The sequence below is a fragment of the Chlorobium sp. KB01 genome, assembly GCF_001975465.1.
Taxonomy (GTDB): Bacteria; Bacteroidota; Chlorobiia; order Chlorobiales; family Chlorobiaceae; genus Chlorobium.
Map to the genome: position 1 here is coordinate 39,531 of NZ_MPJE01000016.1, position 8,095 is coordinate 47,625.

An 8,095-nucleotide genomic window follows, 5' to 3' on the forward strand; every position below is an offset into this window, starting at 1 on the left:
TTCACTGAAAAAGAGTGCTGGATCAAGCATGCTCTCTCAACCATGATACAGAAACCTTTTGTCTCTTGTGTCTGTCTGCATGTTTTACCGGTTTTTCAGGGTATCCTGCCTCAGCCTGTTTTGATCTCCACTTTTCGTTATACCGTTCAACCGCCCCTGGTGGCTGTTGCATCCCGGTGGAGTTTAACGCTTTATATTTTATCTATGCCGATGAGTCAATGTGAATGCAACGCTTTCCTGCTGTGAAAAACACAAAAGAGAAATCTCTCTTGCGTGAGGCTCTTTTACCCCTTATTCCTTCAGTACAGAAGACGTTTTTTTTCAGTCTTTTTGTTAATCTGCTTGTCCTTGCTCCGAGCATGTACATGATGGAGGTCTATGACCGGGTGCTCAACAGCCGCAATCACAGGACGCTGTTGATGCTTACCATTCTTGTCATTTTTCTTTATCTGCTGCTCGAAGCGCTTGAATGGGTTCGAAGTCAGGTAATGCATGATGCCGGCATGCAGCTTGACAAGGGGCTCCGCGAGCAGGTCTTCGGAGCGGTTGTCTCCGCACGCCTTTCCAATCTGCCCTTTTCAGGAGCAACTGCTTTTCGTGATCTGAAGTCCATTCGGGAATTTCTCCCCTCCAGGGCAATGCTTGCCATTATTGATGCGCCGCTTGCGCTGCTTATCCTGGTGATTCTTTTTCTGATGAGTCCCGCACTCGGATGGTTTGCAATGGCCGGAGCTGTTGTCCAGTTCGCGATAGGTTTTCTTAATGAACGCCGTACCCGTGAACCGCTTATTGCGGCAACCCGGAGTTCGAACAGTGCGCAAAGCTATGCGGAGGAGGTTATTCGCAATGCCCAGGTCATTGAATCGATGGGGATGCTCGGCAATATTCACAAACGGTGGATGGTTCGCCAGCAGGAGTTCCTGATGCATCAGGCTATCGCGTCGGACCATGCGGGTACCAATGCGGCGCTTTCCAAACTTGTGCAAAGCCTCTTAAGCTCTCTTCTGCTTGGCATGGGTTGCTGGCTGATGCTTAAAGGTGCGCTTTTCGGATCAGGTATGATCGTCGGATCTATTCTTGGCGGCAGGGTACTTGCTCCGCTTGTACAGATAATCGGCAGCTGGCGTCAGGTTGAAGATACCCTTGAGGCCTCAAGACGTCTGAATGCCCTGCTCAGGGAGTTTCCTCTTCCGGAAAAAAAGATGTCTCTGCCTCCCCCCGAAGGTTTTTTACTTGTTGAAGGTGTTGTTGCCGGTGCACCGAGAACCCAGGTGCCAATTCTCAAAGGGATCAGTTTCAGAATTCCTTCCGCCGGGTCGCTGGCGATAGTCGGGCCTTCAGCTTCCGGCAAAACCACGCTTGCCCGGCTCCTTGTCGGTATCTGGCCGGCGATTCAGGGCAAGGTGCGTCTTGATGGAAACGATATCTATCAATGGGATAAGGAGGAGCTCGGGCAGTATATCGGTTATCTGCCCCAGAATGTGGAGCTTTTTGAAGGAACCATCGCGGAAAATGTAGCCCGCTTTGACGTTCCGGACCCTGTAAAAGTAAATGAGGCTTGCCGGATGGTAGGGCTTGACGAGTTTATTGAAGGGTTGCCGGAAAAGTATGATACCCAGATAGGCGATGACGGGTCGTTCCTTTCCGGGGGAGAACGGCAACGGGTGGCGCTGGCCAGAGCGGTGTACGGTATGCCGAAATTTGTTGTTCTTGATGAACCCAATGCCAGTCTTGATGAAGCCGGAGATATCGCTCTGACCAATACGATGAAGGCATTGCGGGCACAGGGGGCAACCGTGATTGTCATAACACATCGGATGAATATCCTTGGATTAATGGAGCATATTCTTGTGCTTGTTGACGGCCAGATTCAGCGATTCGGCACCACCCAGGAGGTACTTGCAGCAAAACAGGCGCCTGCTCATGAGGCCCAGAAGCAGGCGCCACAATAACCACGCAGTTAATTTTACCGGAACAGTGTATATGTCTACCTATGACGCCTGATTTTTTTAATCGCAGTATTCTCTCCCGTCAGCTCTGGACGTTTCGCCGTCTCTTTCTATGGGTCGGAATTTTCAGCATGATCGCCAACGTCCTGATGCTTGCGCCGACGCTCTATATGCTTCAGGTATATGGAAGGGTAATGAAAAGCGGCAGTGAGTTGACCCTCTTCATGGTGACCCTGTTTCTGATTCTTTTTTATGTGGTGATGGCATTTGCCGAGTGGCTGCGTTCCCGTCTTCTGGTTCGTGCAGGAGTACAGCTTGATGAAGCGCTCAACTCGCTGGTCTTCAATGCGAGTTTTGAAGCTTTCCTTACCCGCAGCACGCATAAAATCAGCGAGGCGTTCCAGGATCTGGCCAATATCCGCCAGTTTCTTACGGCAAACGGGATCATTGCGTTTTTTGATACCCCCTGGACGCCGATCTATATTGCCGTTATTTTTCTCCTCAGTCCTTTTCTCGGGTGCCTCTCAATTCTCTTTGCGATTATTCAGCTTCTCGTAACCCTGCAAAGCCATCTTCTGACCCGCAGAGAGATTGAACTTGCCTCTGAAGCAGGTAATGAGAGCTACCGCTATGTGCAGAGCAAGCTTCGCAACATTGAGCCGATTCATGCGATGGGTATGAGCGGGAACCTCATGAAACGGTGGTTTGTTCTCAACGAGTCCTCTCTGGAAAAGGCGGAGAGCTCCCATGACCGTCAGCATCGTCAGCAGGCATGGGCAAAGTTTTTTCGCTACACCATGCAGTCTCTTACGCTTGGAGCCGGAGCCCTTCTCGTTGTTGACGGCAGGATGTCTGCAGGATCGATGATTGCGGCAAATGTCCTGATGTCGAAGGCTCTTCAGCCGCTTGATCTTGTTGTGGCCACCTGGAAGCCGTTTGTTCACTCCCTTACCGCCTTTACCCGTCTGGAAAAACTGCTTGAAGAGTTTCCGGAACAGCAGCAGGGAGGAGTGCATCAGGATCCTTTCGGCGAAATCAGGATCGAGTCTCTTACCGTTCGTGTTGAGGGTCGTAAAATGCCTATTCTTGATAATATACAGGTGATGTTTCCTCCCGGAAAGGTTGTGGTTGTGCTCGGCCCTTCAGGATCAGGAAAATCAACACTTGCCCGCTGTATCGTCGGAGTCTGGCCTCATCCCGAGGGAGCGGTGCTCATAGACGGTGATCCAATTGAGAACTGGGAGAGAGCGGAGCTCGGGCCGCACCTTGGCTATCTGCCGCAGGATATTGAGCTTTTTGATGGCTCTATTGCCGAAAATATTGCCCGGTTTGCCGAAATTGATTCACTCAAGGTGATTGAGGCTGCGCGCCGTACCGGAATTCATGAGATGATTTTGAGTTTTCCCCGAGGTTATGATACCCAGATCGGTGAAGCCGGCGGCATGCTTTCGGGCGGTCAGCGCCAGAGGCTCGGGCTTGCCCGTGCCATCTACGGTAATCCGGCTATTCTTGTTCTTGATGAGCCGAACGCCAATCTTGATGAAGCCGGTGAGCGTTCACTGCTTCAGGCGGTCGGGGATATGAAAGCCGCAGGTAAAACCGTCATTCTGATTACCCACCGCCCAAGCATACTCGGTGCAGCCGATCTTGTTGCGGTGATGAAAGCCGGACGGATCGAACGCTGCGGGCCGCGCGAAGAGGTTATCGCTGCCATGCGTCCGGCAGCGGTATCAACATCAGCAGTCCAGGCATCCTGAACTGAATTTTTCAGAAGTGTAAAAGGTAATGGAGATCAAGGATACTATGGAAGAGATACAAGCCGTAAAACAGGAAGATGACGCAAAGGCTGTGCAACTGGCCAGAAACAAGGAGAAATACCGTGATACCAGAAGCCCCGTAAGGCTTGGTATCTGGATACTGCTGGTCGGTTTCGGCGGATTTCTGCTGTGGGCAGCATTTGCTCCCCTTGACGAGGGTGTACCCTGTCAGGGGATCGTGAGTATTGCAACAAAACGGAAGGTTGTTGAGCACCTGAGGGGAGGCAGTATCGAGAAGGTTCATGTGCGTGAGGGCCAGATGGTGCGTCAGGGCGACCTGCTTGTAACGCTTGAGCGCCAGCCGGCAAAAGCCCGCTTTGATGAAGCGCATCAGCACTATCTTGGCATTCGGGCAACAGCCGACAGGCTTCATGCAGAGCTTCGTGGAGCCCGTTCAATCACCTTTCATCCGGATATCCTCAATGACCCTGACCGGGAGCTGGCTCAACGAAATATGAGCAATGAACGGCAGCTCTTCATCTCCCGTCAAACGACAATCAACCTGCTCAATGCCCAGCTTGCGGGTATAACCTCCCTTGTCAAGGAAGGTTACGCCCCGATGAGCCAGCAGCGGGAACTGGAGTTGAAGATATCGGAGTTCAAATCGGCAACCGCATCCCAGCTCGCCCAGATGCTGCTTGAAGTGGAGGCAGATGCAGTAAAGAGTAAAGTGCTTGCCGCAGAGCTGGCGGATACCGAGATTCGATCACCAGCCTCCGGACAGGTGGTCGGGCTTCAGGTTCAGACGGTGGGAGCTGTGGTTCAGCCGGGTCAGAAAATTATGGATATTGTCCCGAGTAATGAGGGGTTGCTTATTGATGCAAAGGTGGCACCCCATCTTATTGACAGCATTCAAAAAGGTCTGCCGGTTGATGTCAGCTTCTCCTCATTTTCCCACTCGCCCCAGCTTGTTGTGCAGGGTGTGGTTGAATCGGTCTCAAAAGATATTATAACCGAACCCCAGATGAACCCCATGCAGCCGGGAGCAACCTACTATCTTGCCAGGGTTACGGTAACTCCCCAGGGGATGCGATCACTCGGCCATCGCCAGATGCAGCCCGGAATGCCGGTAATTGTTGTGGTCAAGACCGGTGAACGCTCACTTCTGGTCTATCTGATCGATCCATTGATCAAGAAGATCATGGTTTCAATGAAGGAGGAGTAGGTTCAGGGCTCAGGGTTTGTTGAACAAAATGGTTTCATGGATAACGAATATTGACGTGAATGAAGCGATGATGAAGCAGTTTTCCCGATTGATGGTTATAGGAGCGCTCTTTGCGTCCGGAACGGTATCAGCTGCGCCGATTGACCTCTCGACGGCTTACCGGAAAGCCCTCGATTACGATGCCAAGTTGCGTGTTGCCAGGGCCGATAATATGATCTTCCGGGAGGAGATCGGAAAATCGAGATCCAAGTTGCGTCCCAATATCCGCTGGAGCGGTTCGCGGGGCCGAAGTTCAACGCAACATGGTATTCAGGGTCGCTTTACACCGGTGGATTATTACAATACCATAAACTATGGAGTAACGATTCGTCAGCCGCTGCTCAACCTCTCCAATATTGCGGAGTATCAGCAGTCCAAGTCTATTGCCTCCAAGAGTGATGCTGAACTTCAGAGTGAAGAGGCTGGCCTGATTGTTCGAGTGACCGAGGCCTATTGCAATGCTCTTTTTGCCGAGGATAATCTCAATTTCAGTCAGGCGCACACCAGGGCGATGCTGGAGCAGCTTCGCCAGGCAAGGCGCCGTTTTGATAACGGTTACGGTACGATTACCGAAATCAATGAGGCGCAGGCGAGCTACGATATCGCGCTCGCTGAGGGTGTTGATATTGTGAGTTCTGTCGAATTCAGCCGCAGGGAGCTGGAAGACCTGATCGGGATCTATCCTGACGAGCTCTTCCGGCTTGACCCTGCACGGCTTGCACTCCAGAATCCGCAACCAAAAGGGGTTGAAGAGTGGATTGCCATGGCACTCCTGTCAAATCCGGCACTTGCAGCAGCCCGCCAGGAAATTCAGATTGCAAAACACGAGATAGACAAACAGCGATGGTCCCGTTACCCGACGATTGATCTTGTCGGCTCAAAGAGTTATTCCGAGAGTGAAAACAACTACTCGATCGGTTCAACCTATAATACCTATTCGATCAGTTTGCAGTTGAGCGTTCCGACCTATACCGGCGGTTTTGCGAGTGCAGCAATTCGTCAGGCCCATGCCAAGAGGCTTAAATCCGTTGAAGATCTCAGCAGCAAGGAGCGTGCAGTTGAATCCGAGATTCGCAAATACTATAACGGTGTAATCACCACTATTGCCCAGATTCATGCCTATGAACAGGCGGTTAAATCAGGAGAAATTGTGCTGATCGGAACAAAAAAGGGGTTCGGGGCCGGAATTCGAAGCAATGTCGACGTTCTTGATGCGGAGTGGAAGCTCTTTACAAGCAGGCGTGATCTGGCCAAACTGCGCTATCAGTATATTCTTAACACCCTGCTGCTTAAACAGCGAGCAGGGGTACTCTCTGAAAAAGAGATTGAACAGTTTAACGGCTCTCTTGTTCGGGGCTGAATACGTTCACGCTATTTTATTGTAATACTTTTCATAACCACTATATCAAGGAAAAACAAAGCATGCAGACCATCTACGCCGACGGAATCGCCAACATCACGCTTATTGATGGCATTATTCGTTTTGATATTGTCAATATTATGCAGATTGAAGATGAGAAGGCAAACATCCGTCCTGTCGGAGCACTCGCTCTATCGGTTCCGGCGCTGTTGAGAACACACGATCAGCTCTCAAAGGCAATCGAAAAACTTGTTGCCGATGGCATTGTGACAAAAACAGACACACCGGTCTCTCTGGATCAAAATTGACACTGGAGCTGGTCACAAGAGGAAGCGTGAATGTTTATGCTTCCTCTTGACCATAAGGGCTTTTGCGGGCAAGCAGCCTAAAGATTGTTCTCTTCAGGATCGAACTGGTAGAGCAGTGTCGAGAGGTAGCGTTCGCCGGTATCGGGCAGGATAACGACAATATTTTTACCCCTGTTCTCCTCACGCTGAGCAAGTTGCAGGGCTGCGTAAGCCGCAGCTCCCGATGAGATGCCGACGATAAGTCCCTCTGTACGGGCAAGGGTACGTCCGGTTCGAAGGGCGTCCTCGTTTTTCACCAGAATAATCTCGTCAATAAGAGCGGTATTGAGGATGTCAGGAATGAATCCTGCGCCGATTCCCTGTATTTTGTGTGGGCCGGGCTTTCCTCCTGAAATGACCGGAGAGTCAAATGGCTCAACAGCTACAATTTTCACCACAGGATTCTTATGCTTGAGTACCTCGCCGACACCGGTAATAGTGCCGCCGGTACCTACTCCGCTCACAAAGATATCAACCTTTCCATCGGTATCCTTCCAGATCTCCTCGGCTGTGGTTCTGCGGTGGATATCAGGGTTGGCCGGGTTTTTGAACTGTTGTGGAAGAAAGGAGTTCGAATATTTCAGATGCAGCTCTTCAGCTTTTCTGATGGCCCCGGGCATACCTTCCGGTCCTGGAGTCAGAACCAGTTCGGCTCCAAGAGCCTTGAGCAGGTTGCGGCGTTCAATACTCATGGTTTCAGGCATGGTGAGCATCAGGCGGTACCCTTTGGCCGCGGCAATGAAGGCCAGGGCAATACCGGTATTGCCGCTGGTCGGTTCAATGATGACGGTATCGGGGTTGAGCAGACCCTTTTTCTCGGCATCCTCTATCATGGCAAAACCTATACGGTCCTTGACACTGCCTCCGGGGTTGAAATATTCGAGTTTGGCGATGATCGATGCTGCAGCATCAAACTCACGACTGAAATTCCCCAGCTCAAGCAGGGGGGTATTACCGATAAGGTCGGTCAGTTTTTTTGCGATTCGTCCCATAGTGTATTTCTGTTTATTTGTGGCGTTTTTTTTGAAAATAACAATTGTTAATGCTTTTTTTTAACGAATACAAAAACAGGTATTTACCCCTTTTTTGCGCATTGAGCAAATGCTTCAATACGAAGCCGTGCTTCTCCCTTTTGATTGCCATACAGGCAAAGTAGTGGAACCTTCTTCATGAAACGGCCTGTATAGAAGAAAAAAAGTGAATGAGCATTCGCAGTAGAGATTTAAAAACCATTACCAAATAAAACCGATAACCATATATAAATAAATAAGTAAAGCGTCATTTTTATCTGCATTTCCCGGTATTTGATTTTCTGGAAGTGCGTAATAATGAATTAGTTGTATTCAATGAATTATTTTAAATCTCTATGGGTCATATTCCCCGCCTCTTGAGGCGTAAAGTATGATAGAGTTGTCTTC

At 50.3% G+C, this 8,095-nt stretch carries 6 protein-coding genes; 5 read left to right on the plus strand and 1 reads right to left on the minus strand.

Annotation, left to right across the window (positions count from 1 at the left end; genetic code table 11):
- Positions 1–242 precede the first annotated feature (242 nt).
- The 5 genes from BOO20_RS01140 (at position 243) to BOO20_RS01160 (ending at position 6,638) form a co-directional block, all read left to right on the plus strand.
- Positions 243–1,952 (plus strand): type I secretion system permease/ATPase, encoded by a 1,710-nt coding sequence (locus BOO20_RS01140; protein ID WP_233120843.1) that lies wholly within the window; start codon positions 243–245, stop codon positions 1,950–1,952.
- A 41-nt stretch (positions 1,953–1,993) separates the two neighbouring features.
- A complete protein-coding gene (locus BOO20_RS01145) occupies positions 1,994–3,706 on the plus strand; it encodes a type I secretion system permease/ATPase (RefSeq protein ID WP_076789530.1) in 1,713 nt (570 codons plus the stop codon).
- 46 nt (positions 3,707–3,752) lie between these two features.
- A complete protein-coding gene (locus BOO20_RS01150) occupies positions 3,753–4,931 on the plus strand; it encodes an HlyD family efflux transporter periplasmic adaptor subunit (protein WP_076789550.1) in 1,179 nt (392 codons plus the stop codon).
- A 28-nt stretch (positions 4,932–4,959) separates the two neighbouring features.
- Entirely contained in the window at positions 4,960–6,330 is a 1,371-nt protein-coding gene (locus BOO20_RS01155; RefSeq protein ID WP_083694472.1) for a TolC family outer membrane protein, read from the plus strand.
- 62 nt (positions 6,331–6,392) lie between these two features.
- Entirely contained in the window at positions 6,393–6,638 is a 246-nt protein-coding gene (locus tag BOO20_RS01160; RefSeq protein WP_006365917.1) for a hypothetical protein, read from the plus strand.
- Between the two features lie 77 nt (positions 6,639–6,715).
- Here the strand turns inward: BOO20_RS01160 and cysK are convergent, their stop codons facing one another.
- Positions 6,716–7,669 carry a cysteine synthase A gene (gene cysK / locus BOO20_RS01165; RefSeq protein WP_076789533.1) on the minus strand — a complete coding sequence of 318 codons (954 nt, stop codon included), beginning with the start codon at positions 7,667–7,669 and terminating at the stop codon, positions 6,716–6,718.
- Positions 7,670–8,095 lie beyond the last annotated feature (426 nt).

Coding starts and splice junctions, on each gene's coding strand:
- BOO20_RS01160 (WP_006365917.1), top strand. CDS start 6,393: ATGCAGACCATCTACGCCGACGGAATCGCCAACATCACGCTTATTGAT.
- BOO20_RS01145 (WP_076789530.1), top strand. CDS start 1,994: ATGACGCCTGATTTTTTTAATCGCAGTATTCTCTCCCGTCAGCTCTGG.
- BOO20_RS01150 (WP_076789550.1), top strand. CDS start 3,753: ATGGAAGAGATACAAGCCGTAAAACAGGAAGATGACGCAAAGGCTGTG.
- cysK (WP_076789533.1), bottom strand. CDS start 7,669: ATGGGACGAATCGCAAAAAAACTGACCGACCTTATCGGTAATACCCCC.
- BOO20_RS01155 (WP_083694472.1), top strand. CDS start 4,960: ATGGTTTCATGGATAACGAATATTGACGTGAATGAAGCGATGATGAAG.